Source organism: Micromonospora sp. RV43 (genome assembly GCF_001029515.1).
GTDB classification, from domain to species: domain Bacteria; phylum Actinomycetota; class Actinomycetes; order Mycobacteriales; family Micromonosporaceae; genus Micromonospora; species Micromonospora aurantiaca.
In genome coordinates, this window is record NZ_LEKG01000107.1 from 1 (window position 1) to 25,351 (window position 25,351).

The 25,351-nt window shown below is 72.9% G+C and carries 21 protein-coding genes; 10 read left to right on the plus strand and 11 right to left on the minus strand.

All coding sequences use genetic code 11. The annotated features are described in order from the left end of the window. Positions 1–92: 92 nt before the first annotated feature. Both ABD52_RS40995 and ABD52_RS23570 read left to right on the plus strand, forming a co-directional pair. Positions 93–2,645 carry an SseB family protein gene (locus tag ABD52_RS40995; RefSeq protein WP_368665017.1) on the plus strand — a complete coding sequence of 851 codons (2,553 nt, stop codon included), beginning with the start codon at positions 93–95 and terminating at the stop codon, positions 2,643–2,645. Next, complete coding sequence (locus tag ABD52_RS23570) at positions 2,642–3,007, plus strand: hypothetical protein (protein ID WP_013283629.1); 366 nt, start codon at positions 2,642–2,644, stop codon at positions 3,005–3,007. Before ABD52_RS40995 ends, ABD52_RS23570 begins: the two co-directional genes overlap by 4 nt. A gap of 1 nt (position 3,008) precedes the next feature. Here ABD52_RS23570 and ABD52_RS23575 read toward each other — a convergent pair whose 3' ends face one another. The 5 genes from ABD52_RS23575 to acs form a co-directional block, all read right to left on the minus strand. After that, the gene (locus ABD52_RS23575; RefSeq protein WP_013283630.1) at positions 3,009–3,941 is read right to left on the minus strand and encodes an alpha/beta fold hydrolase; all 933 of its coding nucleotides are present in this window, start codon (positions 3,939–3,941) and stop codon (positions 3,009–3,011) included. Positions 3,942–4,072: 131 nt separating this feature from the next. Then, on the minus strand, positions 4,073–4,411 hold the full coding sequence (locus ABD52_RS23580) for a hypothetical protein (RefSeq protein ID WP_013473570.1): 339 nt from the start codon (positions 4,409–4,411) through the stop codon (positions 4,073–4,075). Between the two features lie 170 nt (positions 4,412–4,581). Beyond that, complete coding sequence (locus tag ABD52_RS23585; protein ID WP_030274498.1) at positions 4,582–6,984, minus strand: immune inhibitor A domain-containing protein; 2,403 nt, start codon at positions 6,982–6,984, stop codon at positions 4,582–4,584. A 356-nt stretch (positions 6,985–7,340) separates the two neighbouring features. Beyond that, complete coding sequence (locus ABD52_RS23590; RefSeq protein WP_013473572.1) at positions 7,341–10,133, minus strand: immune inhibitor A domain-containing protein; 2,793 nt, start codon at positions 10,131–10,133, stop codon at positions 7,341–7,343. A gap of 220 nt (positions 10,134–10,353) precedes the next feature. Next, positions 10,354–12,342, minus strand: coding sequence for an acetate--CoA ligase (gene acs / locus ABD52_RS23595; RefSeq protein WP_047893267.1), 1,989 nt, complete (start codon positions 12,340–12,342; stop codon positions 10,354–10,356). A 222-nt stretch (positions 12,343–12,564) separates the two neighbouring features. Between acs and ABD52_RS23600 the strand changes: the two genes are divergently transcribed. Beyond that, complete coding sequence (locus ABD52_RS23600; RefSeq protein ID WP_047893268.1) at positions 12,565–13,311, plus strand: oxidoreductase; 747 nt, start codon at positions 12,565–12,567, stop codon at positions 13,309–13,311. Positions 13,312–13,324: 13 nt separating this feature from the next. Here ABD52_RS23600 and ABD52_RS23605 read toward each other — a convergent pair whose 3' ends face one another. The 3 genes from ABD52_RS23605 to ABD52_RS23615 all read right to left on the minus strand — a co-directional run bounded on the left by ABD52_RS23605 (position 13,325) and on the right by ABD52_RS23615 (position 16,170). Beyond that, positions 13,325–14,131, minus strand: a complete 807-nt coding sequence (locus tag ABD52_RS23605) for an HAD family phosphatase (RefSeq protein WP_013283636.1) — start codon at positions 14,129–14,131, stop codon at positions 13,325–13,327. Between the two features lie 332 nt (positions 14,132–14,463). Next, positions 14,464–15,432, minus strand: coding sequence for a phosphotransferase enzyme family protein (locus ABD52_RS23610; RefSeq protein ID WP_047893269.1), 969 nt, complete (start codon positions 15,430–15,432; stop codon positions 14,464–14,466). A gap of 42 nt (positions 15,433–15,474) precedes the next feature. Continuing rightward, positions 15,475–16,170 (minus strand): hypothetical protein, encoded by a 696-nt coding sequence (locus ABD52_RS23615; protein ID WP_013283638.1) that lies wholly within the window; start codon positions 16,168–16,170, stop codon positions 15,475–15,477. Positions 16,171–16,417: 247 nt separating this feature from the next. On the opposite strand from ABD52_RS23615, the gene ssd reads away from it, so the two are divergent. The 7 genes from ssd to ABD52_RS23645 all read left to right on the plus strand — a co-directional run bounded on the left by ssd (position 16,418) and on the right by ABD52_RS23645 (position 21,535). Beyond that, positions 16,418–17,521: a septum site-determining protein Ssd gene (ssd, locus tag ABD52_RS23620; protein WP_047893276.1), complete on the plus strand. Its 1,104-nt coding sequence runs from the start codon at positions 16,418–16,420 to the stop codon at positions 17,519–17,521. Next, the gene (locus tag ABD52_RS23625; protein WP_047893270.1) at positions 17,518–18,729 is read left to right on the plus strand and encodes a TadA family conjugal transfer-associated ATPase; all 1,212 of its coding nucleotides are present in this window, start codon (positions 17,518–17,520) and stop codon (positions 18,727–18,729) included. The genes ssd and ABD52_RS23625 overlap by 4 nt, the downstream gene beginning before the upstream one ends. Next, complete coding sequence (locus ABD52_RS23630; RefSeq protein ID WP_047893277.1) at positions 18,726–19,634, plus strand: hypothetical protein; 909 nt, start codon at positions 18,726–18,728, stop codon at positions 19,632–19,634. The genes ABD52_RS23625 and ABD52_RS23630 overlap by 4 nt, the downstream gene beginning before the upstream one ends. Further along, the gene (locus ABD52_RS23635) at positions 19,634–20,362 is read left to right on the plus strand and encodes a type II secretion system F family protein (RefSeq protein WP_047893271.1); all 729 of its coding nucleotides are present in this window, start codon (positions 19,634–19,636) and stop codon (positions 20,360–20,362) included. The genes ABD52_RS23630 and ABD52_RS23635 overlap by 1 nt, the downstream gene beginning before the upstream one ends. 23 nt (positions 20,363–20,385) lie before the next feature. Then, entirely contained in the window at positions 20,386–20,553 is a 168-nt protein-coding gene (locus ABD52_RS38480) for a DUF4244 domain-containing protein (RefSeq protein WP_082171376.1), read from the plus strand. Between the two features lie 116 nt (positions 20,554–20,669). Next, entirely contained in the window at positions 20,670–21,044 is a 375-nt protein-coding gene (locus tag ABD52_RS23640; RefSeq protein ID WP_187691864.1) for a TadE family type IV pilus minor pilin, read from the plus strand. A gap of 134 nt (positions 21,045–21,178) precedes the next feature. Further along, positions 21,179–21,535 carry an Rv3654c family TadE-like protein gene (locus ABD52_RS23645; protein ID WP_152748310.1) on the plus strand — a complete coding sequence of 119 codons (357 nt, stop codon included), beginning with the start codon at positions 21,179–21,181 and terminating at the stop codon, positions 21,533–21,535. 54 nt (positions 21,536–21,589) lie between these two features. On the opposite strand, the gene ABD52_RS23650 is transcribed toward ABD52_RS23645, so the two are convergent. From ABD52_RS23650 to ABD52_RS23660, 3 genes are all read right to left on the minus strand, one after another. Beyond that, the gene (locus ABD52_RS23650) at positions 21,590–22,168 is read right to left on the minus strand and encodes a hypothetical protein (RefSeq protein ID WP_047893273.1); all 579 of its coding nucleotides are present in this window, start codon (positions 22,166–22,168) and stop codon (positions 21,590–21,592) included. Positions 22,169–22,369: 201 nt separating this feature from the next. Continuing rightward, the gene (locus ABD52_RS23655) at positions 22,370–22,576 is read right to left on the minus strand and encodes a hypothetical protein (RefSeq protein WP_013283647.1); all 207 of its coding nucleotides are present in this window, start codon (positions 22,574–22,576) and stop codon (positions 22,370–22,372) included. A 256-nt stretch (positions 22,577–22,832) separates the two neighbouring features. Continuing rightward, on the minus strand, positions 22,833–25,322 hold the full coding sequence (locus ABD52_RS23660; RefSeq protein WP_235437540.1) for a DEAD/DEAH box helicase: 2,490 nt from the start codon (positions 25,320–25,322) through the stop codon (positions 22,833–22,835). Positions 25,323–25,351: the final 29 nt, after the last annotated feature.

Below are 25,351 nucleotides of genomic sequence, written 5' to 3' on the forward strand. Positions count from 1 at the left end.
GAGCAGCGGCCGTCGTCCCGCCGGCCGCTGCTCCGCCTCCGGCCGTGCCGCCCCTTGCTGGTGCTGGTGCGCCGGGCCGGGACGAGCGGCTGATGGAGACCGACGAGCCGGCCACGGTGCCGATGCGGGCCGCCTCGGTCCTGGGACGGCGACTGCCCACCGTGCCGCCGCGCCGCCGAGCGGCGGACAGCGACGTCCCGAGCCGGACCACTTCCGGCGCCGAGGCGGATACGGACGCCCTCGACGGCTGGCTCACCGACCTGCGCCGCCGCCCGGACGAGCCGGACCCCTTCGCCGCCGCCCCGGCTGCACCCGCCGACGAGCCACCTGCCGCCGCCGCTCCGCCGCCGGTGCGCTCCTTCTTCGAACCCTCGTCCGGTGGCCGCTCGGCCCGGCGCCCGTCGCCGCTGGACCCGTCGCGCCGGGCCGGCGACCGGGCCACCCCACCGACCCGGTTCGCCGGCGGGCAGCCGTTCCCGCGCCGACGGCCGCTGAACGAGCCGGTACGCGAGGGTCCGACCCACGCGTTCGCGGCGCGGCCGGACGAGCCGCCAGTGCCCCGGCCGGACGAGGCGACGCAGGCGTTCCGGCCGACCCGCCCGCCCGAGGACGCCACCGAGGCGCTGCCCCGCCGTCACGCCGGACCGGCAGACGCCGGAACGGCTGCGGCGACGCACGCCGGACCGGCCGTGGCAGCCCACGCCGGACCGGCCACTGCTGACGGATGGAGGGCCGCGGCGGGCGGCACCGAGGACGAGACCACGCGGTGGGAGACGATCGACGAGCCGGCGGAGGAACTGCCTCCGTCGATCGCCGAACCGGTCTCCGCGCCGCCCGCGCCGCGCCGCGACTTCACACCCATCGTCATCGAGGGCACCGTCATCGAGGCCCGCGACCTGACCGAGCCCGCGCCGCTCTGGTCCGCGCAGCCGGCCGGTCCGGTACGCGTGGAACCGGCCGAGGGCGCGGCCACGCCGTGGGCCGGAACCACCGACCCGACGATGCCGCTCTCCGTGGACCCGCCGGTCGCAGACGACACGGTGAACCTCACCGAGCCGACGCCGGCCCGTACCGGGGCCACCGCCGCGACGGACCGGAGTACGCCACCCGACGAGCCGACCGTGTCGCTCGCGTCGGAGTCCGAGCCCACGACGTCGCTGTTCGAGCCGCCGACCCCGGCAGGCGAGGCCACCGCGCCGCTGTTCGTGTCGTCGTCGGCGTCGTCGGCCGAGCCGACGGTCTCGCTGTTCGATCGGGTTTCGACCGAGTCGACCGCGCCGCTGGCCGGTCCGGATGGGGCCGAGCCGACGGTCTCGCTGTTCGATCCGGCCCCGACCGAGCAGACCGCCCCGCTGTTCGACCGGGCACCGGCGGAGCCGACCGTGTCGTTGTTCGATCCGGTGCCGTCCGAGTCGACGACGTCGCTGTCGGACCCCGCGCCGGACGACCCCACTGCGCCACTGACCAGCCCGCCGGCTGAGCCGACCGCGTCGCTGTCCGACCCCGTGCCGGCGGAACAGCCGACCGTGTCCCTCGTCGAGCCGGCGACCGGCGACGAACCGGTCACCACGTCGCTGTTCGCGCCCGGTGAGCCGACCGTGGCGCTGTCCACGCAGGCGCCGGACACGGCGGGGCCCGCGGCCTCCGAAACGACTGACGATCAGCCGTCAGGCGACGAGTCGGCCGCCGAGTTCGTACCGGCGAACGACGTCGAGGAGGACCTGCTGGCCGCCGCGGGCAGCGGCAGCACCGACGGCTTCCTCACCACCCTGCTGCTGGCCCGGGTGCTGCTGCCGGTCGCGCCCGACTCGGCCACCGGCAGCCGGCCGGGTGACCCCGGCTTCGTCTGGCACGCCGACCAGGTCGACGGTGGGAGGTGCGTCTCGGTCTACACCTCGCCGGAACGCCTGGCCGAGCACACCGAGGGCCAGATCGAGACGGTACGGGTCAAGTTCGTCCAGCTCATCCGCAGGTGGCCGGACGTGGCGTGGTCGTTCCGGGTCAACCCGGGCAGCCCGGTCGGCGCGACGTACCCGGGGGAGCAGGTCCTCGCGCTCGCCAACTGGGCGGCCGAGGTGGGCCTCGGCGACGACCCGGAGCCGGCCGCCGCGCCGCAGCCGGCGGAGCGGCAGCGTCCGGAGGCGCCCACGGCCACTGCGGACCGGCCGGTGACCATGCAGAAGGCGATCGCGGCGAGCCAGCTCGCGTACTACCTGGAGCGTGGCTACGACCGGGTCTCCGGATTCGTGCACCGGGCCGGGGAACTGGCACACCTGCGTACCCCGGCGGAGCTGTACCGCGCGCTCGGCCTCGGCCACCCCGGTTCGCCGTTCTCCCCGGACGACGACGAGATCTACCTGCTGCGCTGGCCCGCCTACCGGCCGAGCCTCTACCGGATCCCGTACGGCGGCCCGAACGAGGCGGCGATGCGGGCGATGGAGGGCTGGGTGATCGAGCGGTCCCCGTTCCGCGGCAACGGCTTCGCGCCGGGGGAGAGCAGCGACGTGATCGCCGAGTTCAAGGTGGACAGCGCCCGGCTCCCCCACGGCGCCGAGCTGTGGCGGGTCGGCGCGGACGGTGACAGCAGGCTGGTCGCGGTCCTGGACACCGACGAGCTGCTGTGGCGGAAGGCGGGCGAGGCGTGAGCCGGGACGGCTACGTGGCCCGCTGGCGGGGGCGGGAGTACCAGGCCAGCCCCGACGGCGACGACATCCGTCTGTACCAGCCCGGCCCGGACGAGGGATTCACCGAGGTGCGCCCCGGCCGGTACGTCCGGGTGGTGCCGGCCGCCGAGGTCGACGATCTGGCGTACGTGCGGACCACCTGCACCTGGCAGGGCCAGCCGTTCATCGTGCTGGCCGAGCACGAGGGCTGGCTGCGGCTGGAGTACACCGGCGGGCGCTGGCCGGTGGCCGAGGCGATGGGGCTGGAGGCGTTCGACTTCGGCGTCTATCAGGGCTGGGCGCCGGCGGCCGAGGTGGCCGACCTGGGCGAGCAGCGGGTCTGAGTCAGGACTTCGCCCAGCGCAGGATCTCGCCGAGCACCACGTCCCGGGCCTCCACGTGCGGGAAGTGGCCCACGTCGTCGAGCAGCCGCCACTCGTACGGGGCGGTGACGTAGCGGCCGGAGCCCTGGGCGGTACGGGGGAGCGAGGCCCGGTCGAGCGCGCCGTGCAGTTGCAGGGTCGGCGTGACCAGCGGCTTCTGCATCAGCTTCACGAAGCGGTAGCCGTGCAGCCGCAGCACGGAGCGGAACGCCCAGCGGTAGCCCTCCATCGCGCAGAACGCGGCCTGCGGGATCTGCATCGCCACCCGGCAGCAGTGGGCGTAGTCGGCGAAGTCCGGGCCGGACACCCAGCGCGGGCCACCCCACCGGCGCAGGATCTCCTCCACCTCGGCGGCACCGTCGCGGGCCAGTACGTGCTCGTAGCGGGGGAGCTGGAACTTCAGCGTCGCGGTGGCCGAGGTGAACTGGCCGCGCGGGTCGGCGAAGATGGCCGCCCGCAGCCGCAGCGGATGCGGCGCGCCGAGCACCACGAGCCGCCGGACCAGGGTCGGGTGGAAGGAGGCGGCGGTCCAGCCGATGAGCCCGCCCGCGCCGGTGCCGACCACGGTGGCCGACCGCTCACCGAGTGCCCGGATCAGGCCGGCGACGTCGGCGGCGAGCGTGTAGCCGTCGTACCCCCGGGGTGGCTTGTCGCTCGCACCGTAACCGCGCAGGTCGACAGCGACCGCGCGGAAGCCCGCGTCGGCGACCGCCGGCAGCATCTCGCGCCAGGCGTACCAGTATTCGGGGAAGCCGTGCAGGAAGAGCACCATCGGGCCGGTGCCCGCCTCGACGACGTGGAACCGGCTGCCGTTGGCGCCGACGAACCGGTGCGTCCACGGCCCTTCGGGCAGGACGCAGGACTCGTCGACGGGTCCGCCGCGCTGGTCGGTCATGGGGCACAGCCTAGGGCCGCCGGTCACCCACCGGCCCCGCAGGTGACCAGGATCAGGGATTTCTCCGGGCGGTCACCCGGAACCGCATCCCCGGCCGTCCACCGGGTGCGTGAGGGCATCGATACTGCCTGTCACTCCTCGATGATCCGCATCGGGATGCCGGGTCCGCAGTCGACGGAGCGGTCCCGCGCGGTGAGCCGCAGCGTGACCAGGTCGCCCTTGCGCAGCTCGCCGGCGTTCGGGCCGTACACCGCGTACTCCGTGCCGTTCTCGTCCATCAGCCCGTAGCACGGCCCGGGACCGCCCCGGGTGATCCAGCCGGCGACGACGCCCGTGGGCCGGTTGTCAGTCGGTCTCTTCGGCGGGCCGGCGGGCCGGCGCAGCGTCGGCAGGTCGGTGGCGGACAGCGGCGTGGGGCGGCCGGAGGGCGAGGCGGGGCCGCTCGCGGCCGGCTGGTGGTCGTCGGACACGGATCCTCCGTCTCGGCCGCGCCGGCGATCAGCGCCATCGCGGAGCGGCCGGCAGCGTGGTGCGGGTGTCGAACGGATGGGACGCGGGTGGGGTACGCCGGGTTCCCCGGAAAGGGCGATGCCCGGGCGGGTGAACCGCCCGGGCATCGCGTGGTGCGTCGATCAGTGGATCAGGAGAAGCGGACCTTCACCGAGGTGCCGTTCTGCTCCAGAACCTTGATCTTGGTGCCGGTGGCCGGGAGCTTGACGCCGTGGTTCGGCAGCTCCGGGTACCAGTACTGCTTGGTGTCGTCGAACAGCGGCTGCGCCGCCTGGCCGCGGATGTACTGCGGCTGGCTGTTGAGGTGCAGCGTGAACGAGTCGGCCTTCTTCAGGCTGAACGGCGCGTCGTAGACCTGGACGCGGGCCCGCCAGGGCTGCCCGGTCAGGTTGTAGATCGGCCGCGGGTGCGCGTCGATGATCATGTTCCGACCCTCACCCGGGTGCGCGAACGTGTCGTTGTCCGCGAACCGGAGGTTCCAGTAGGAGATCAGCAGACCCTCCTGGTACGCGTAGTGGTCCACGTAGTCCGGGCGGGTGTTCGCGTAGCCGAAGAAGTACGGGCCGGTCTTGAGGTACTTGTCGTACGAGACGTACGACCGGTTGCCGGCGATGTAGTAGTTGTCGAACTTACGGGTGTAGGTCTCCTCGACGATGCTGAAGCCGCTGAGGGTCCAGCCGTTCGCACCGGCCTCGGCGCCGTCGGTGAGCACCGTCTGGCCGTCGGCGGTCACGGTGATCGCGTCACCGTAGAAGCCGCCCTCGGAGACACCGCCGTCCGTCTGGTAGCGGAGCCGGAACTGCACGACGTTGCCGGCGACCGCGTCCATCGGGATGTTGACGTCGACCCACTGGTCGTTGCTGGAGCCGTCCAGGGCGTAGCGCCCGGGGGAGATCTCCTTCAGCGGGGTGCCGTTGGCCGTACCGGCCAGCGAGGTCCAGGTCTGGCCACCGTCGGTGGACGCCTCGAAGAACAGGTAGTCGTAGTCCGCCTCGATGCTGTAGCGACCCTTCATCGACAGCGCGGCGCTGGTCTTCCCGGTGAGGTCGACAGTGCGCGTCATCGTGTTGTTCAGGTCGTCGTCGTTGCCCGAGAAGAACTGCTTCGTACCCTCGAACGGCTTGCCGTTCTGGAACGTGTACTCCCGCTGCGGCAGCACCACCACGGCGGCCTGGGCCTTGTTGGAGTTGTACTCCTGCGGGCCCAGCTCCAGGGTGCGCTTCTGCCCGGCCACGACGACCTCGTAGTCGAGCCAGCCGAGCTGGAGCTTGTTCCAGGCGCCGAGGTCGCCACCGCGCTCGCCGATGCCGCCGTCGTTCTTGGCGCCGAGCCGGCTCTGGGCCATCAGGGTCCAGTGCTCGTTGTTGTTGTCCCCGCCGCTGACCACGTTGTAGTCGTCCGGCAGACCGAGGTCGTGGCCGTACTCGTGGTAGAAGACGCTCCGGCCACCGTTCTCCGGCTGGATGGTGTAGTCACCGATCCAGACGCCGGTGTTGCCGATCTGGGTGCCGCCGGCCGGGAAGTTCTCCGGGCCGGTGTTGCCCTGGTCGCTGGCGAAGGCGTACCACCGGTGGCTCCAGATGGCGTCCTCACCCTGGTACGGGTCACCGTCGGCCTGGTCGCCGCCGGCGTGGACGATCTGGAAGTGGTCGATGTAGCCGTCCGGCTCGTTGAAGTTGCCGTCGCCGTCGAAGTCGTACCGGTCCCACTCGTCCATCGCCTTGACGTCCGCGGCGATCTCCGCGTCGGAGCGGCCCTGCGCCTTCTGGTCGGCGACCCACTGGTTGGCGGCGTCGCGGACCAGCGCCCAGGTGTTGGTGCAGACGTTCGAGGCGCACGGGTAGCCGTCGGAACGGCCGTAGCGGGCCTCGTTGTACCGCACCCTCACCCAGTTGGTGACCTCGCCGTCGACGCTGTACCGACCCGAGGACTGGGCCTCGTAGTACTGCTTCACCGACTCGTCACCGGGGGCGGTGCCGAAGTACAGCTTCCGGAAGTGGTCGGCGCTGTAGTCGGCCTGCCACACGGTGGAGTTGTCCACCGCCCGGTTGGGCTCCGGGATCTGGTTGACGCGCGGACCGTCGAACCGGGACGGGCCCGGGGTGTCCGGGTCGGTGTCCTGGTCCGGGTAGTTCGGGTGCCGCTCGTCGCCGAACTCCGCGAGGATGACGAAGATCTTGTCGGTCCGCTCGCGGGAGAGTTCGACGTACTGGTCCTTGGTCGGACCCTTGCCGGCCTTGGTGCTCTTGGCGGACCTGCCCGCCGCGGCACCTTCGGCAGCCCGCTCGCCGACCTTGACGACCGTGCTGCCGTTGATCTTCTGGGCCTTCGCCCTGCCGGACAGGACCTCGCTGAGGCCCTCCTGGCGCAGCGCGCGCCGCTTCTCCTCGAGCGGGTTGGGCAGGTCGTGCTCAGCCTGCGCAGGCTCGGCCACCGACGGGGCGGCGGCCGGCAACTTCGGCGTCGGCGCGGCGCTGGCGGACGTGCCTGCCACCAGTCCCGTCGCGGTCAGCGAAAGCCCGAGCAGACCCACTGCGACTTTGCGCACGTGGTACCTCCGGTGTGAGGGAACCGGCCCAACTGGGGGTACGGGCCGGTGGAACGTCCCACTAGTGGGACCAAGGGTGAACATAGACACTGCTGCGACTGGTGGGAAGATGTGTGCGTCGATTTGTAGCAACTTTTTGTTGGGGATGCTTTTCACCGTCACACGCCTGCCTGTCACCGAGCCGTTGACCAGCAGCGATGCCTGGATCATGGATTGCAGTGACAGTCATGGATTAAGCGGTAACGCGGAAGGGTCGGGAGCGCTCGCGCTCCCGACCCTTCCCCCATCGAGCCTGTTCAGCTCATTTTTCGGTCATTCCGGTTCCGGTTTGAACGTGCGGTTCAGCTCCGCGGCGGAACCACGTACACAGTGGCGTACGAGTTGTCCTTGGCGGCCCGCTTGATGATGATCGAGACGCCGTACTGGACGCCCGCGTCACCCGGGTTGCCGGTGCCGAGCACGATCGCCCCGCCACCCAGCGTCGAACCGTAGTAGTCCGTCGCCGGGGTGCCGTCCGGGTTCACCACCCGGGTCGTGTACTGCTGGTTGCCCCGCGACGGGACGACCACCGAGGCGTCGTTGTCCCGCGCGTACGCGGCGCCGTCACGGATCTCGATGCCCGGGTACCAGCCCTTGGCGTCGGTGAAGCCGCGCACCGGAGCCTGCGGGCCGAACTTCGTGCAGTACTCGCTGTACGGCTCGTCCGCCGCCTCCAGGCACTCCTTGAACGGGTACGTCGGCTTCAGGCCGAACGCGGCGTTGGAGGACTGCGGCCGGCTGGGCAGGTTCTTCAGCACCGACGGGTCCTTCTCGGCCGCGACGCCCTTGCGGCGCAGCGGGTCGTTGTGCGAGTCGACGATCAGCAGACCGCCCTTGGCGCCGTAGCTGGGCAGCGCGGTCATCTGCGCGGTGACGTGGTTGACGTCGCCGAGCTGGGTGTCCCGGTACCAGACCAGCATGCCCGGCGCGTTGTACGCGATCCGGTCGACCTTCCACGCCTCGTGCGAGTAGACGGTGTCGTAGGTGTACTTCAGACCCTTGTCGAAGCCGTCGAAGTTACGCCACTCGGCCAGGTAGTAGTGCGACTTCACCTGGGTGCCCGAGTCGATGTACCAACCCGCGCCGCTGGTGTCGGTGAAGGTGCCGCCGGTCTGGGTCCAGCCCGCCGCGCCGCTCTCCACGTCGTCGCTCCAGGTGGTGGCGCCGCCGCCGGTCACTGAGAAGTCGTCGGCGAACCAGCCGCGCTCCACGAACGCCTCGTCGGTGGCGTAGCGCAGCCGCACCTGCACGGTCTGCCCGGCGTACGACGACAGGTCGACGTAGTCGTGCCGCCACCCGTTCGTGCTGCCGGTCAGGCCGTACTTCTTGTTGCCGAAGTCGACCATGCGGCCGTTCGGGTCGGCGTAGCCGTCGTTGGTGGAGACCAGCGCGCCGCCCTCGGCGTACACCTTCTGCTCGCTCCAGGTGGCGCCACCGTCGGTGGAGACCTCGACGAAGCCGAAGTCCCAGTCCGCCTCGATGACGTAGTTGTTCCACATCCAGAACTTCGCATCAGCGGCGTTCGGGACGGTCACCGTGCGGCTGAGCTTGACGTCGGCCCAGTTCTGGTCGGCGCCGGAGTACCACATGTTCGAGCCGCTGTGCGGCGTGGCCAGCGAGATCACCTTGTCCGGCAGGTCGATCTTGATGCCGTCCTCGGTGCCGACCGGCGTACGTGACGTCTGCCCGAGCTTGACCAGCTTGGACCGGTCACCCGGGCCGAACGTCTTCGGCTCGGCCCAGCCGAGCACCCACTTGTCCCAGAGGCCCATGTGGGTGGGCAGCGCCTGGAAGATCTCGCCGGAGTGCGAGCCGGACGCCATCAGGTCCCAGAAGTCCACGTCGGAGTCGGCGTTGCCGGAGGTGTCGTAGAGGTCCGGCAGGCCCAGGTCGTGCCCGAACTCGTGGGCGAAGACGCCGACGCCGGCGTCCTCCGGCTGCACGATGTAGTTCGACACCTTCAGGTTGGTGCCCGGAATCGTGTAGCCACCGGTCACGGTCGACGAGTGCGCCCAGACCGAGTAGATGCCGACGTCGCCGCCGCCGCGGGACTTGCCCTGGTTGGCGTGCACCAGCACGAGGTGGTCGATCACGCCGTCCGGCTCGTGGTAGTTGCCGTCGCCGTCGCGGTCGCTCTGGTCCTCGATGTCGTAGTCGGCCCAGGGGAAGTTCGGGTCGGCCGCGGCCAGCGCGTCGATCGCGTCGGTGGCGAGCCGGCCGGCGCCCTGCGGGTTGTCCGGGTGGCCGTTCATCGACTGCTCACGCCCGGCGACCCAGTTGCCGTTCTCGTCCTGGAAGCAGCGCGAGGCGGCGTACCAGCCCTCCGAGTGCGGCACCGTGATCCACGGGCTGGCCTGCCCGTCCACTGTGTACGCGCCCTTGGACATCTCCAGGTACATGTTGTGCATGGTCCGCCCGGCGAGGCTGATGCCCGGCTTGCCGTCCGGCCCCTTCAGGTCCTTGCGGACCCGCTCGGTGATGCCCTTCTTGCTGTACAGCATCTTGTCGTAGTGGGCCGGAGAGAAGTCCGGCACCCACATCGAGTTGTTGTCCTTGTGCGGCAGCGTGGCCGGGTTCGGGATCGTGTTGTGCCGCGGCCCGTTCTGCACGGTGCCGGGAACGCAGGTGCGGTCCTCGAACACCGTCTTCGGGACCATCACGTCGGTGAAGTCGTCGTTGGCCTTGTCGTTGAACTCGACGAGCAGCGTCAGCAGCTTGGCGGTCTGTGTGCTCTTGGCCTTCTTGATCTTCCGAGGGCTGTGGCCGGTCCGGATGGACTTGGCCTCCAGCTTGGCCAGCTCGCGGGCCGCGATCGGGTTGCCCCCGGCGTACTTGCGGTCGTAGGCGCGGGCCTCGTCCGCCGGCGAGGAGAAGACGCCGTCGCGGCCCTTGACCTCCTTGCCGCCGGTGTCCGGCTGGACCTCGGGCTCGGCGTAGTTGATGTAGTGCTCGTCCGCCCCGATCGTGACCGGTGCGGAGCGGGCCGGCTGGGCCGCCGCGCTGCCCGTCACGGTCAGCGACGTGGCCGCGAGCGCGATGGCGGGCAGTGCGACGAGTAAGCGTCGCCGTGCCCTGTGCTGCGACATGGGGAGCATGCCACTCCGTTCGTAGGGAATGGTGGGGACCGGCCGTCTCAGTGACGCTCGTCGAAATCCGCCGGTTGGCTGAACGTAACCGACGACGAGCGACATCGACAGAGTTGATCAGGCCCTCTGGCCGATCAGGTCAGTCCCGGATCCCCCGATCGACCGGTGCGGATCCCGGATGCGACGAGGGGGCGGACCGTCCGGCGGCCCGCCCCCTCGTCGGTCGACGTCAGTCCTCGTCGGACTTCCCGCCGCTCATCCCCGACGAGATCAATTCCATGACCGAGGAGTCCTGGAGCGTGGTCACGTCGCCGAGCGACCGGTTCTCCGCCACGTCCCGCAGCAGCCGGCGCATGATCTTGCCGGAGCGGGTCTTCGGCAGCTCCGGCACCAGCATGATCTGCCGCGGCTTGGCGATCGGGCCGAGCGTCTTCGCCACGTGGTTGCGCAGCTCGGCGATGAGCTGTTCGCCCGCGTCACCGGAGATCTCCGCGCTGCCGCGCGGGATGGCGAACGCGACGATCGCCTGGCCGGTGGTCGGGTCGGTCGCGCCCACCACCGCCGCCTCCGCCACCGACGGGTGGCTGACCAGCGCCGACTCCACCTCCGTGGTGGAGATGTTGTGGCCGGACACCAGCATCACGTCGTCCACCCGGCCGAGCAGCCAGATGTGCCCGTCGTCGTCCTTCTTCGCGCCGTCACCGGCGAAGTAGACCCACTCGTCCCCGGTGTTCGCACCGGCGCCGAACCGGGACCAGTACGTCTCCAGGAACCGGTTGTCGTCGCCCCAGATCGTCCGCAGCATCGACGGCCACGGCTCCTTCAGCACGAGGTATCCGCCGCCGCCGTTCGGCACCGACTGGTCCTGGTCGTCGACCACGTCGGCGACGATGCCGGGCAGCGGGCTCATCGCCGAGCCGGGCTTCGCCTCGGTCACGCCGGGCAGCGGCGAGATCATGATGGCGCCGGTCTCGGTCTGCCACCAGGTGTCCACCACCGGCAGCTCGCCGCGGCCGACGTGCTGCCGGTACCAGATCCACGCCTCCGGGTTGATCGGCTCACCGACGCTGCCGAGCAGGCGCAGCGACGACAGGTCGTACCCGGCCGGGATGTCCTCGCCCCACTTCATCATGGTGCGGATCAGCGTCGGCGCGGTGTACAGGATGGTCACCTTGTACTTGTCGACGACCTCCCAGAACCGGCCCTTGTGCGGGGTGTCCGGCGTGCCCTCGTACATGACCTGGGTGGCGCCGTTGGAGAGCGGGCCGTACACGATGTAGGAGTGCCCGGTCACCCAGCCGATGTCGGCCGTGCACCAGTAGACGTCCGTCTCCGGCTTCAGGTCGAACACCGCGTGCGTGGTGTACGACGTCTGGGTCAGGTAGCCGCCGGTGGTGTGCAGGATGCCCTTCGGGCGGGCGGTCGTGCCGCTGGTGTAGAGGATGAACAGCGGGTGCTCGGCGTCGAACGCCTGCGCCTCGTGCTCCGGCGACGCCGTCTCCACCGTCTCGTGCCACCAGTGGTCCTTCGCCGACCAGGCGACCTCCTCACCGGTACGCCGGACCACCAGCACGTGCTCCACCGACGGGCAGTTCGCCACCGCCTCGTCCACCGTCGGCTTGAGCGCCGACGGCTTGCCCCGGCGGAAGCCGCCGTCCGCGGTGATCACCACCTTGGCGCTGGCGTCCTGGATCCGGTTGGTGAGCGCGTCGGCGGAGAAGCCGCCGAACACCACGCTGTGCGTGGCGCCGATCCGGGCGCAGGCGAGCATCGCCACCGCCGCCTCCGGGATCATCGGCAGGTAGATCGCCACCCGGTCACCGGCGGTCACGCCCAGCTCGGTCAGCGCGTTCGCCGCCTGACAGGTGAGCTTGTGCAGGTCGGCGTAGGTGACGGTACGGGTGTCGCCCGGCTCGCCCTCCCAGTGGATCGCCACCTTGTCGCCGAGGCCCGCCTCGACGTGCCGGTCCAGGCAGTTGTACGCCACGTTGAGCCTGCCCCCGGTGAACCACTTCGCGAACGGGGCGTTCGACCAGTCGAGCACCTGCTCCCACGGCTGGGCCCAGGCCAGCCGGCCGGCCTGGCGCTCCCAGAAGGCCAGCCGGTCCCCGGCCGCCTCCTCGTACGCCTCGGCGGTCACGTTGGCGTTCGCGGCGAGTTCAGCCGGCGGCGGGAACTGGCGCGTCTCGTTCAGCAAGTTGGCCAATGCCTCGCTCATGCGGTGACTCCTTCGTCGCGTGACCTGCGTCTCCTACTCCGGGGAAGGTTAGTCCCGCCGTACCCCGCTCGCGACCGCCCGGCCCCTCACCGCGCGCCCAGTGGCCCTTCCCTCGCGCCGAGGTGTAAGGAAGGGCACCTTATTAACGCCTCCGGTAGAGGAAGGGCCCCTTATTAACAACCCCCGGCTTGGGAGGAGCCCGGCGGTCGCTAGCGTGACGGGGTGACCACCGATCCGCTCGCCCCGCTGCTCGCGCTCGCCGACGTCGCCACCGCCGTCGAGCAGGCCCGCGAGCGGGTCGACCTGGCCCACCGGCACCGCGCGCTGCGCCGCCAGGGCGGCCAGGTCGCCGCCGAGGTCAGCCTCCGCTCGGCAGTGGCCAGCGCCGCGCTGGAGGGCCGCGTCCACGACCGCGAGGAGGTACGCGCCGGCACCGTCACCGACCCGGTGCTCCAGGGCGCGCTCCGGGTCGCCGGGTCGCTGCCCGGGCTGAGCGACCTCTGGCCCAAGGCTCCCCGGCAGGTGATGGCCCGGCTGCACGTGCTCGCCGCCCGCGACGTGGTGACCGAGGAGGAACTGGGCCGGCCGGTCGCCGACCCGGTGGTCGCGGCCCGCCTCGACGGCCTGGCCGCCCTCGTCGCCGGCGGCACCAAGGTGCCACCGCTGGTGCTGGCCGCCGTCGTACACGGCGAGCTGCTGAACCTGCGCCCGTTCCCGGGCCCGTCCGGGGTGGTGGCCCGCGCCGCCGCCCGGCTGGTGCTGATCTCCACCGGGTTCGACCCCCGCGGGCTGGTCGCGGTGGACGTCGGGCACCGCGAGCGCGAACCGGAGTACGTGGGCGCGGCCGGCGCGTTCGCCACCGGCACGCCCGACGGCCTGCGCTCCTGGCTGCGGCACTACATGAGCGCGGTGGAGGTCGGCGCCGACCAGATCACGCTGATCGGCGACGAGATCCTCGCCGCGTCCTGACGCGCGCGGGGTGTCAGGCGGTGGGTGCTGCGGCGCGGGTGCGCCGGTGCCGGCCGTACCAGGCGATGCCGATGGCCACGCCGACGCCCACGCCGAGCGCCGCCGCCGCGACCGGCACCGCCGGCCGCTCCCGCAGCCGGCGGCCCAGCGGGATCGGGTGCCGGAACTCCAGCACCGGCCACGCGTTCTCCACCGCCAGCTTGCGCAGCGCCCGGTCCGGGTTGACCACCGTCGGATGTCCCACGCACTCCAGCAGCGGCCGATCGGAGTACGAGTCGGAGTACGCGTACGAGTCGGCCAGGTCGTAGTCCCGCTCAAGAGCCAGTTCGCTGACCGCCTCGACCTTGCTCGGACCGGCCGCGTAGAACTCGACCTCGCCGCTGTACCGGCCGTCGACCACGCCCATCCGGGTGGCGATCACGTCGGTGATCCCGAGCAGCTCGCCGATCGGCCGGACCATCTCGTCGCCCGACGCGGAGACCAGCACCACGTCACGCCCGGCGGCCTGGTGCTCCTCGATGAGGGCGGCCGCTTCGGCGTACACGTAGGGGTTGATCAGTTCGTGCAGTGTCTCCGCGACGATCTGGCGGACCTGTTCCACCGGCCAGCCCTTGCAGAGCGTGGCCAGGTAGTCCCGGGTGCGGGCCATGGTCTGCTCGTCGGTGCCGCCCAGCCGGAACATCAACTGCGCGTACGCCGACTTGACCACGTCACGCCGGGTGATCAGCCCGTCCCGGTAGAACGGCCGACCGAACGCCAGGGCGCTCGACTTGGCGATGACGGTCTTGTCGAGATCGAAGAAAGCGGCGCTGCGGCCCACGGCGCGAAAGTCTAGCCCGACGGAAGGCGCGGAGGCGTCCGCCCGGGTCGCGAAAGCCGATGAGCACCCGGTGGAGTGACGGCGGTCACAGGAAGCTATCGATGAATTTAGCTTTGCGTGGAGTGAACAACACTCGACGTATAAGGGTCGACTGCGGCATGCTTGTCCTCGCGGCGGGAGTTCGCAGACCCGGCGCCGATGGGCCTCGGCGGTTGCACCCCCCGTAACCGCTGAGTCGGTTCGGCTCGACCCCCCCGGAGCCGAACCACAAGACGACCCCCGTCCCCCCCGACGGGGGTCGTCCCTTTCCGGGACGAGCGTTCCGCGTCAACTCAGGGCGCGTAGCCGGGGTCGGCGACCGCCTCGGCGACGCGGATGAGCCAGTGCAGATCGTTGGCCCGGGACTCCGCACTCGCCTCGGGACTGAGGATGCTGCCCAGAAACGCGGCGACATCGTCGAGATGCCGTTCGCCGCGGTAGTAACTCAGCAGGACCGGGTCCGGCTCCAGCGCCCCGTAGCCTTCGCGGAAGAGTTCAGCCCGGTGCGCGTCGATCGGGTGGTCGCCGAAGTCGGCGCTGTGGACGAACATCAGGTCCCGCTCGCGCGGCGCGAGGATCGGCGCGTCCCAGTCCACGACGTGCAGCGTCCCGTCGCCGTCGGCGATGAGATTGCCCGGATGGATGTCGGCGTGGCAGATGACGTGCTGTCCCGGCGTCACGCGCGACGCCAGGTCGTCGACAGTCTCCGCCAACCGGCGCAGCGCGGCACCGTACCGCTTCCAGAAGGCACCCAGGGTCTCGCTCGCAGCGGCCTGCCCGCCGAGGGCTCGGAGCCGGTCGCCCGCGCTCGATCGGTACGTCTCGACCGGCAGGACGGCTGCTACCTCAGCGCTCGGCGTGACCCGGTGCAGCCGGCCCAGGAAATCGCCGTACTCGGTCCACTGGCGGTCGGTGAGACCGCGGCCCCACAGGCTGTCGCCGTCCTGGAACGGGTAGAGCAGTAGTCGGTAGTCCCCGAACCGACGTGCAACCCCGCCATCGAGGCGAAGGTCCAGCGGCGCGACCACCTGCCGGAGGCCCTGCGTCCGGAGGAAGCCGGGCAGCAGGACGGCGGCCGGAGTGAAGTCGCCGCGGCGTACCTTCAGGAAGCAGCGCCCGCCGTCGGACGTCTCCACCCGGTACGCCCACGCGTGCCCGTCGAGGCCGACCGGCATGAACGCCAGGCCGACGACGTCCACCGACCAGGCGGCGGCGACCTCGGCCGCCAGCAGCCGCTCGTCGATGTCCGGCTTGTCGATCACCCGGCGGAGCGTCGCAGCCGCCGGCCGGGCCGGGCAAGGGAGTTACCGGATCACCGCGCGTAGCGTCTGCCGGTCCGGCTCGAAGCACACCAAGCCTCGGCCTCGCTCGTCGGCCACGACCCACGGATGACCGACGTACGTCTGCTGCCGGTAGGACTGCCCGGGCCGCAGCACCGCGTACTGCTGTCGACGGCCGTCGTAGTTGATCCAGTGGACCACGACTGTCGACCCGTGGCTGTTGACGAAGTCGATGAAGGTCGACGGGCCACCGCCGTGCGAGCGCAGCCGCGACTCACGCGAGGCCGGTAGCGGGGCCAGTTCCCCCGGGCCGACCACCGGCGGCTTCGACCGGGGGATCGACGGCTTCGGCGAGGTCGGCCGGCTGCTCGGGGTGGGGCGGCGGGTCGGTGCGGCGGTGCGGCTGGGCGCGACGGCGCGGCTGGAGAACGACACCGACGGCGGCGCGTAGGACTCGGCGGGCGTCTCCGTCACCGACCCCGCCCTCGTCGGGGACGCCAGGATCGCCTGGCCCTCGAGCGGCGGCGGGAGGTCGGGGCGACGCGGCGTCGCGAAAACGCTGACGATGCTCGCCAGCACCACGACCACGAGCCCGATGGCGATGGCGGCGAGCAGCGTCGGCGACGGATCGCGGAGCCAGATCTCGCCGCCGGCCGTTGGGGCGGACCGTGAGTGGGGTCGTACCGAGGGGGGCGTGAGGGGGTGCGGCGAATCGGTCATGGCCTCGATTCCGCAAGCCGGTGCCGTTCATCGAGCGGCGAGGGGCCCCGATTATCCGCTACTGATCATCCCTGTCGTCAATGGCCGACGGGCCACTCGTTGCCTCCGTCTCCGGCACATAGCAGATCAACCGGGCCACCGAGGTCTGTCCACAACGCCCTCCGTTGTCCACAGGGCACCGGTCCCGCATCCCTCGGCCGGGCAGGCTGCACCGCGGCACGTCCGAGTCCGACCGATGGAGGCCGCCATGCCGCCCCGTACCCCGCTCCCGCCGTACCGTCGCCTGCCCCTGCTCGTCACCTCCGACGGCGACCTTCTCGACGAGCTGTTGCGACTCGCGGCGGCCGGCGGCACCGAGGTCGAGCTGGCGGCCGACCCGGCCGCCGCCCGGGCCCGCTGGGCGCCGGCGCCGCTGGTGCTCATCGGCGCCGACCAGGCGGCGGCCTGCCTGCGGGCGCGCCTTCCCCGCCGCGCCCGCACGGTCCTGGTCGGTCGCTCCGGAGAGCTCGATCCGGGTACGGAGTTGGCCGAACTCATCGGTGCGGAGCACGTCGCGACGCTGCCGGCGGCCGAGCCCTGGCTGGTCGACCGGTTCGCCGAGTGCGTGGCCGGTCCGGCCGGCCCGGGTCAGGGCCGGGTGGTGGCTGTGCTCGGCGGCCGGGGCGGCGCCGGAGCCAGCGTGCTTGCCGGTGGGCTCGCCGTCAGCGCGGCCCGGTCCCGGCTCCGCACGCTGCTCGTCGACGCCGACCCGCTCGGCGGCGGTCTCGACCTGGTGCTCGGCTGGGAGCAGCTCGACGGGTTGCGCTGGCCGGAGCTGGCCGGCACGGACGGGCGGGTCGACCCGCCGTCGCTGATCCGCGCGCTGCCCAGCCGGGGCGACCTGGTGGTGCTCTCCTGGGACCGGGGCGACCTGCGGCACCTGCCGGCCGAGGCGATGGCTGCCACAGTCGACGCCGGCCGACGCGGGCGGGACCTGGTCGTGCTCGACCTGCCCCGGCACCTCGACGACGCGGCTGTGGTCGCGCTCCAGGCCGCCGACCGGGCGCTGCTCGTCGTACCGGCCGAGCTGCGGGCGGCGGCCGCCGCGGCCCGGGTCGCCGCCGTCGCCGCGCCGCACTGCGTCGACCTCTCTGTCATCGTGCGTGGTCCGGCGCCCGGTCGACTCCGCGCGGCCGAGGTGTCCCGGGCGCTGGGGCTGCCGCTCGCCGGCACGCTGCGACCCGAGCCGGGGCTGTGCCGTGGGCTGGAGCGGGGCGAGGCGCCGGGCGCGAGCGGGAAGGGGCCGCTCGCCGCGCTGTGCCAGCGGGTCGTGGACGAGCTGGTCGGGTCGTCGGCTGCGGGTGCGGCATGACCGCGCCGGCCGACCCGGGGGAGCTGGCCGCCCGGGTCCGGCACCGGTTCGCCGCCGAGGCCACCCCGGTCACGCCCGCGGCGATCGTCTCGGCGGTACGCGCCGAACCGGCGACGGCGGTGCTCGGCGACACCACGCTGCTGCGGATCGCCGACCGGGTGCACGACGACCTGGTCGGCGCCGGTCCACTGGCACCGCTGCTCGCCGACCCGCAGGTCACCGACGTGCTGGTGAACGGGGTGCGGGTCTGGGTCGACAGGGGACGAGGGCTACGGCAGGTCGCCGTGCCGCTGGGCACGCTCGACGACGTACGCCGGTTGGCGCAGCGCCTCACCTCGGCGGCCGGTCGCCGGCTCGACGACGCCTCCCCGTACGCCGACGCGCGCCTGCCCGACGGCACCCGGCTGCACGCGGTGCTGCCTCCGGTGGCGACCGACGGGCCCTACCTGTCGTTGCGTACCTTCCGGCAGCGGCCGTTCACCCTCGACGAACTCGTCGAGCGGGGCACGGTGCCCCGGCCGATCGCCCCGCTGCTCGCCGCACTCGTGGCGGCCCGCCTCGCGTACCTGGTCAGCGGCGGCACCGGATCTGGCAAGACGACGCTGCTCAACACGCTGCTCGGGCTGGTGCCCGGCACCGAGCGGATCGTGCTGGTGGAGGACGCCGCCGAGCTGCGCCCGGTGCACCCGCACGTGATCGGGTTGCAGGCCCGGACGGCGAACGTCGAGGGCGCCGGAGCCGTCGGGCTCGGCGACCTGGTCCGGCAGGCGCTGCGGATGCGGCCGGACCGGCTGGTAGTGGGCGAGTGCCGGGGCGCCGAGGTGGTCGACCTGCTCGCCGCGTTGAACACCGGCCACGACGGCGGGGCGGGAACGCTGCACGCGAACGCCTCGGCCGACGTTCCGGCCCGGCTGGAGGCGCTCGGGATGCTCGGCGGCCTGCCCCGGCTCGCGTTGCACGCCCAGGTCGCCGCCGCGTTGCAGGTCGTCCTCCAGCTCCGCCGTACCGGCGAGGGGCGCGTCCTCGACTCCATCGGCCTGCTGCTGCCCGACGGGCCCGACCGGGTGGTGACGGTGGTTCCGGCCTGGGCGCGCGGCCGGGGTCTTGCCCCCGCGGCCCAGCTGCTCGCCGGCCTGCTGCGGGAGCGGGGAGCGCCGGTACCGCCGATCCTCCAGGCGGCGTGGCCCGGTCCGGCGGAACCGTCGTGACCGGCCACCTCTGGCCGGCGGTCCTGCTCCTGGTGGCTGCGGCGGTCGCCGTCGCCTGGCCGGTACGGGCCGCTCGCGCCCGGCGGCTGGCGGTCCTGGGCAGTGCGGACATCCCGGTCGAGCGGGTGAAGGGCGCACGTCCAGAATCCCCGGACCTGCGACGACGTCCGCTCGACGCCGGGCCGAAGGCGTCCGCACGGCCTCCCGGCCGGGGCCGGGAACGGCGTCGACCCGGTGTCGGGCATCAGGTACGGCGATGGACGGGCCTCGTGCCGGCTCCGGTGACACCCTCTCCGGCGTCGGCTCCTGCGCTGCCGCTCTCCGCCGGACGCGTGCTGCCCGTGGCGGCGCTGTGCGGGGCCGTGACCGGGGCACTGCTCGGCGGTCCGGTGGCCGCCCTGGTGCTCGCCACCTACGGCGTGCTCGCGGCCCGGGCGGTGCTGCGCCGACGTACCCACCGGACGGCCACCCTCGGGCACCGCCGCGATCTCGACCGCCTCGCCGCCGTCGCCGCCGACCTGCGGGCCGGACTACCCGTCGACGGCGGTGTCGACGACGGCCCGGGACGCGTCGCGCGGCTGGCCCGGGCCGCCGGGAGGCTGGCCGACCAGACGGGTGCGCCGCTGGCCGATCTGCTGGAACGGATCGAGGCCGACGCCCGCGCCGCCGACCGGGGCCTTGCCGCTGCCGCCGCCCAGGCCGCCGGGGCTCGGGCGACCGCGTGGCTGCTCGCCGCGCTGCCGCTCGGCGGCATAGGTCTCGGCTACGGCATCGGGGTGGACCCGGTGGCGGTGCTCCTGCACACGCCGGTGGGTGCCGGCAGTGCGGTGGCGGCAGTCGTGTTGCAGGTCGGCGGGTTGCTCTGGGCCGAGCGACTCGGCGTCACGCCCGGGCGGGCCGCCTGATGTCACGGCAGGTACTGGCCGCCGTGTGTCTCGGCGGCGCCGCGTCGCTCCTGGTCGTCGCCGGTCCGGTCGTCCGCCCGGCACGGCGGCTGCGCCGGCTCGCTCCGACGCCGCGGCCGGCTCGCCCGGCGTGGTGGCCGGATCGGGTACGCCTCGGCGCGGCGCTGGCCGGAATCGCGGTGGCGGTGGTGGTCGGCGGTGTCACGGGCGTGTTCCTCGGGCTGCTGGCCGGTGCCGCCGCCGACCGTCTGCTACGCCGGATCGAGCCGCGCGCCGCCCGGGAACGGCGGCTGCGGGAGACCGCCGACCTGCCGCTCGCCGCGGACCTGCTGGCGGCCGCGCTGCGGGCGGGCGCGCCGGTCGACCGCTCGGTGCTCGCCGTCGCCGAGGCGCTCGGCGGGCCACTCGCGGACCGGCTCGGCCGGGTCGGCCGGACGCTACGGCTCGGAGGCAGCCCCGGCGAGGCCTGGGCGCACCTGGAAGGCGTCACCGGGGCCGAACCCGTGGTCGCGGCGGCGGTCCGCTCGTCGAACAGCGGCGCCGCACTGGCTCGCGCGCTGACCCGGCTGGCCGACGACCTGCGTGCCGAACGGTCGACCTCGGCCGAGGCGGCGGCCCGCCGCGCGGGCGTGCTCATCGTGCTGCCGCTCGGGCTGTGCTTCCTGCCCGCCTTCATTCTCGCCGGTCTGGTGCCGGTGATCGTCGCCGTGCTCGGCGACGTGCTGTGAACCATCGAGAAGGGACGTACGACATGCGCAAGTTCCTCACCCGCCTGCGGGGTGACGCCGGTATGAACACCGCCGAGTACGCGGTGGGCACCCTCGCCGCGGTCGCCTTCGCCGGGATCCTGCTGAAGGTGCTCACCTCCGGCAACGTGCAGTCCGCGCTGACCGCCGTCATCGACCGGGCCCTGAAGTGATCGGGCGCCGGTGGGCCGGCCGTGGTGGTGGGTGGCTCCACGAACCAGCAGTCCCGCTCGACGTGTCGACCGAGCCCGGCTCGACCCGGGACGCCGTCGGCACCCGGGCCGGGGAGGTGCGGCGCCGGTGGCGCTCGTGGGTCGCGTGCGAGCGGGGTTCCTTCACCGCCGAGTTGGCGGCCGGCCTGCCGGCGCTCATGCTGCTCCTCGTCGCCGGTCTGACCGCGGTGAACGCTGTGGGTACCCGGGTCGCGTGTGTCGACGCGGCCCGGGAGGCGGCGCTCGCGGCGGCCCGGGGCGAGCCCGGCACGGTTGCCGCAACCCGGTACGCCCCGGACGGCGCCGAGGTGTCGGTGACTGTGACAGGCGATCGGGTCACGGCGACGGTCCGGGCACCGGTCCGGACGTTCGGTACGCGGCTGCCCCGGCTGGTCGTGGCGGCGGAGGCGGTGGCCGCAGTGGAACCCGGCGCGCCGGGGCCGGTGTCGTGAGAGCCGACGGTGCCTGGGCCGACTCGTCTTTCCGCCAGGTCGTCGTGGGAGGCCGAGCCGACCCGAGCAGGCGCGGGGCGAGCAGATCCCGGGTGGGCGGGCCTGCGGGGAGAGGGGAGCGTGGGAAGCCTGGTGTGAGGACGTCCTCGACCGACCGGGGCGGCGCGACCGTGTGCCTGCTCGCGATCGGAATGGTGTTCGTGCTGGTCGGGGTGTTCGGCGCCGCGCTCGGGGCGGCCCGGTGTGCGCGGCATCAGGCCCGCAACGCGGCGGACTTCGGGGCGCTGGCCGGTGCCGTGCAGGTGCTCGACGGAGCCGACGTCGCGTGCGCTCGCGCCGCCGACCTGGTCTCGGCCAACGGCGGCCGGATGACCGGATGCCGGGCTGACGGACTGGACCTGATCGTCACGGCGCAGGTACGCGTCGCACCGCTGCCGGGGCTGACCCGGGACGCCGTCGCGACGTCCCGGGCCGGCCCGGCCCGGTCCTGACGGGCGGACGCCAGTGCCGGAACCAAGAGCCGGGCCGGGCCCGAGTGCCGCAGGTCAGCGGGACTGGAGGGCGTCCAGTCCGACCGCCATGGCGATCACCAGCCGACGGTCGATCTGCGGGTGCTGGATCTCCACGTTGTACCGGTCCCGCAGACCCCACTTCCGGTCGACCGAGAACACCGGCTGGCCGCCGGACATGAAGTCGAAGTGGTACGGCAGCCAGGACAGCGAGTCGACGAACCGGCGCAGCAGCGCCACCGGCAGGCTGCGCTCCTGCCCGGTGGCGGGCGGCAGGCCGGGCTGCTCGACGTGCCACGTCGAGCGCAGCAGCGACTGGGCGAAGTCCTTGCGGAACAGCCCGATGGGGTTGCCCGCGTGATCGGTCACGTCGTAGGTGGCGCCGAGGTCGAGCCGCTGACGGGCCTTGAAGCCGAGAAGGGGGTACTGCTTGGAGTCGTCGGTGTAGATGGTCACCTGCTCCTTGAAGGCGAGCCGCTTCTGCTGCGCGAACGCGAGCAGCCCACCCTCGGAGCCGTCGGGCGCCACCGAGTGCACCTCGTACTGGTTGACCATCATCCGGAGTCGCTGACGGATGATGAATCGGTGCTGGGCCTGCAGGTTGTCGGGCGACATGGGCTCTCCTTCGAGGGGTCGCCGGAGTCTTGCACAGCGGGCCGACGACCGCTCGCCCGAGCGCACCCACCGCTGCCTGGACGGACGGGCCCGCACGCAGGAGCCGCACGGTGGCATGAGGCGAAGCATGGCGCCGTTGCCGTGACCGGCGCGGGCCGGGACTGCGCGACCGCGGGCCGGAGGTGGAGGCGGGACGCAAGGTCAGCGGCCGCCGTCGACCGTGGCCTTCATCGCCCAGCTGTTCAGCACCTGATGGATGCCGCGCAGACGCTCGTTGATCTGCTCCAGCCGTTCCGCCTGGGCGAGCGTGGCCATCGCGGTGCCCAGCGCTATCTGCTGGTCGGGCGTGAGGTTTTCCTGGTCGATGGTGTAGAGCAGCTCGACGGTCTCGGCGATCGTGTCGGCCACGGCGGCACCTCCGGCGGGACGGGTCTCGGGTCACCTGCGCGCTACCGGAAATGATGCATGGAAGCGCTCCCATACATCAATGCCCCGACGGCCCTACCCTCATGCACCCGTCCCACCAACCAGACACCTGGGCACCCGCGGAGCCGCACGGCCCAGCTTGATCGACACCAGTTCGGGGAAGTGGCGGGGTCCAGCACCTGTCGATACCGCAACCTCCCCGAAGTGGCGGCGGGCAGCCCCAACCGGCCCGGTGGGGTCAGGCGGGTGGGGCACCGGCCGCCTGAGCTGGGCGGGCCGCCCGGTCGTCCTGCCGGGGCAACACCTCGCCGCGCTCCGGGCCGCCCGAGTCCGGGCCGGCCACCGCCTCGGGGCCGGCCACCGCCGCCTCGCCGCCGGCCATGGCGAGGTTGGTCAGCACCACGTCGAGGACCTTCACCGCCTCCGCCTTGGCCAGCGGGTTGTTGCCGTTGCCGCACTTCGGGGACTGGACGCACGACGGGCACCCGGTCTCGCACCCGCACTCGGCGATCGCGTCCCGGGTGGCGCGCAGCCAGGCGGCGGCGGTGCCGTACGCCCGCTCGGCGAAACCCGCACCGCCGGGGTGGCCGTCGTAGACGAAGACGGTCGGCGCCTCGGTGTCCGGGTGCAGGGCGGTGGACAGCCCGCCGATGTCCCACCTGTCGCACGTCGCCATCAGCGGCAGCAGGCCGATGGCGGCGTGCTCGGCGGCGTGCAGCGCGCCCGGCACGTCAGCCGCCTCGACACCGGCGGCGGTCAGCGACTCGGGGGAGAGCGTGAACCACACCGCGACGGTGCGCAGCTCCCGCGCGGGCAGGTCCAGCGGGCGGGTGTCGATCACCTCGCCGGTGGCGATGCGCCGCCGCTGGTACGACACCACCTGGCTGGTCACGTCCACCTCGCCGAGGAACAGGCCGACCGGCCCGGCGTCCACGTACGAGCGGACCGACACCACCGACAGCGAGGTGACGTCGCGGGCGTGGGTGGACCAGTCCGGCTCCTCGGCGTGCACGAGCGCGCACCCGTCGGCCAGGTCGAGCGAGTCGACCACGTACGAGACGCCCTGGTGCAGGTAGACCGCGCCGGTGTGCAGCAGGAAGTGCGCCGACCCGCCGTCGACGGTGCCGAGCAGCCGGCCGGTGGACTCCTCCACCACGCACACCGGGGCGCCGCCCTCGCCGCGCAGGTCGACCTCGGGGCGTTCCCGGTGCCGCCAGTACCAGCCGGTGGGCCGCTGCCGCAGCGCCCCCGCCTCGACCAGCGAATCCACCGCCTCCTTCGCACCCTCACCGAACAGGTCCAGGTCGGCCGGGGTGAGCGGGGACTCGTGGGCGGCGCAGGCGAGCTGCGGCGCGAGCACGTACGGGTTGGCCGGGTCGAGCACCGTCGCCTCGACCGGCCGCCCGAACAGCGCCTCCGGGTGGTGCACCAGGTAGGTGTCGAGCGGGTCGTCCCGGGCCACCAGCACGGCGAGCGCCTCGTCGCCGGAGCGCCCGGCCCGCCCGGCCTGCTGCCACAGTGACGCGCGGGTGCCGGGCCAGCCGCAGATCAGCACCGCGTCCAGCCCGACCAGATCGACGCCGAGTTCGAGCGCGTTCGTGGAGGCGAGCCCGAGCAGGTCGCCGTGCAGCAGCGCCCGTTCCAGCTCGCGGCGCTCCTCACGCAGGTAGCCGGCCCGGTAGGCGGCCACCCGGTCGCCCAGCCCGGGTACGGCCTCGTCGAGCGACCGCCGGGCGTTCGCTGCGACCACCTCGGCGCCCCGGCGGGACCGCACGAACGCGAGCGTGCGTACCCCCTCGACCACGCTGTCGGCGAGCAGGTCCGCGGTCTCCCGCAGCGCGGAGCGCCGGACCTGGACGAGGTCGGCGTCGACGGACGAGTCGGTGGGCGGCAGCAGCGGCGGCTCCCAGAGCGCGAACGTCACCCCGCCACGCGGCGACGTGTCCTCGGTGACGGCGGTGACGGGCAGGCCGGTGAGCCGCTCGGCCGCCGCCGCCGGGTCACCCGACGTGGCGGAGGCCAGCAGAAAGACGGGGGTACGCCCGAAGCGCGCGCACTGCCGCCGTAACCGTCGCAGTACGTGCGCGACGTGTGAGCCGAAGACGCCCCGGTAGGTGTGGCACTCGTCGACCACCACGTACGCGAGCCGGCGCAGGAACCCGGACCAGTGGGCGTGCCCGGGCAGGACGCCGTGGTGCAGCATGTCCGGGTTGGTCAGCACGAACCGGGAGTGCCTGCGGATCCACTCCCGTTCGGCGCGCGGCGTGTCCCCGTCGTAGGTGGCGGGGCGTACCCCGTCGAGTTCGAGACCGGCGACGGCGCGGAGCTGGTCGGCGGCGAGCGCCTTGGTCGGCGCCAGGTAGAGCACCGTGGCGCGCGGGTCGGCGAGCAGCGTGCTCAGCGCGGGAAGCTGGTACGCCAGGGACTTGCCGGACGCCGTGCCGGTGGCGACCACCACGTGCCGGCCCGCGTACGCCAGCTCGGCGGCCTCGGCCTGGTGCCGCCACGGGGCGGTGACGCCGCGCCGCGCGAACGCCGCCCGCAGTTCCTCCGGCGCCCAGACGGGCCACCCGGCGGGCTCGCCGGCGCGGGCCGGGACGCGTTCGACGTGGGTGACCGGGTCGGTGGGGTGACGCAGCCGCAGCCGGCGCAGCAGCTCGCCCGGCGCACGCCGCGGGCCGGGGCTGTGGTCGGTCACGTCCTGCACTCTCGCACTGGTGTTCGGAATTGGGAACCGCAGGGTGGGGGTATGGGGAG